Below are 1,372 nucleotides of genomic sequence, written 5' to 3'. Positions count from 1 at the left end.
TCAAGGTCTTCAGCTGGAGTTTCTTCCTTCGCTTCGCCCTCTTCATTTGCTTTCATTTTCGCTAAAGCAGCGGCCTTAGCTTTTGCAGCTGCAGCAGCTTTTTGCTTCGCTATGTCAAGGTCTTCAGCTGGAGCTTCCTCCTGCGCTTCGCCTTCTTCTTTTGCTTTCATTTTTGCTAGTGCAGCGGCCTTGGCTTTCGCAGCAGCGGCAGCTTTTTGCTTCGCTATATCAAGGTCTTCAGCTGGGGATTCTTCCTTTGCTTCGCCCTCATCTTTTGCTTTCATTTTCGCTAGTGCGGCGGCTTTCGCTTTCGCGGCAGCCTCCTTTTTTAACTGTTCAAGATCCTTTTCCCCGCTCATAGGTTAGATCACCTTCTTCCCAGTTTTAGCCTCGTAGCGGATTTTTTCCTTTAATTTATTTATTCCATATATTAATGCTGCCGGATTTGGGGGACATCCTGGTATGTAAACATCAACAGGAACAATTTGGTCGACACCCTTCACAACGGCGTAGGATTTCACATATGGTCCTCCTGCTGTTGCACAGGAACCCATTGCAATAACCCACTTCGGCTCTGGCATTTGATCATACAGTCGGCGAACAATTGGCGCCATTTTTTTCGTAACGGTTCCTGAAACAATCATGACATCTGATTGACGAGGGGATGTCCGGAAAAACGAACCAAAACGGTCTAAATCGTAGTGAGCACCACCGACACCCATCATTTCAATGGCACAACAAGCAAGCCCGAAGGTCATTGGATATAATGAGTTACTCCGCGCCCAAGCTTTTATTTGTTCCAAAGTTGCCATAAATACATTACGCTGCAATTCTTCCATTTCTTTAGGTGAAATATCTTCCAATTTTAAGTCCATTTTAACACCTTCTTCTTCCATGCATAAATAAGACCGATGACAAGCATAAATACAAAAATCAACATTTCTATTAATGCAAAGATTCCGAGTTTTTCATAAGCAACTGCCCACGGATATAGAAATACCGTTTCTACATCAAAAATAACAAACATAAGTGCAAAAACATAATAGCGAATATTAAACTGCACCCATGAATCATGGAATGGCTCAATCCCGCTCTCGTACGTGGTATACTTCGTCTCATGCGGCTTATAAGGCCGCAGCAGCTTCCCTAAAAACAAAGCTACCACAGGTAACAAAATTCCAAGACATAGGAACACAAACACTATCAAATAGTTATTTTGATATAAATTTAGCATCTCCATGTCCATCCCCCCCAATATTATGAATTTTCTCTACCCAGTTGTAACCGTAATCATTATAGCACTCTTACCAATTTGTGTCGATAAACCCAGCTATTTTACTGGAAATTCTCTCGACCCACAGAACAAAGCTTT

General features: G+C 42.5%; 2 protein-coding genes and 1 pseudogene. All 3 read right to left on the bottom strand.

Annotated elements, in window-relative coordinates:
- Positions 1 to 359, bottom strand: a pseudogene (locus V7122_RS10615) (NADH-quinone oxidoreductase subunit C); the annotation flags it as partial.
- Between the two features lie 3 nt (positions 360 to 362).
- Positions 363 to 875 (bottom strand): NuoB/complex I 20 kDa subunit family protein, encoded by a 513-nt coding sequence (locus V7122_RS10610; RefSeq protein WP_315666541.1) that lies wholly within the window; start codon positions 873 to 875, stop codon positions 363 to 365.
- Positions 866 to 1,240 carry an NADH-quinone oxidoreductase subunit A gene (locus V7122_RS10605; RefSeq protein ID WP_335344863.1) on the bottom strand — a complete coding sequence of 125 codons (375 nt, stop codon included), beginning with the start codon at positions 1,238 to 1,240 and terminating at the stop codon, positions 866 to 868. The genes V7122_RS10610 and V7122_RS10605 overlap by 10 nt, the downstream gene beginning before the upstream one ends.
- Positions 1,241 to 1,372 lie beyond the last annotated feature (132 nt).

The sequence above is a fragment of the Bacillus sp. JJ1532 genome (genome assembly GCF_036965085.1).
Lineage (GTDB): Bacteria > Bacillota > Bacilli > Bacillales > Cytobacillaceae > Cytobacillus.
Note: the sequence above shows the minus strand (reverse complement) of the source record. Positions and strands in the feature narration are given on the sequence as shown.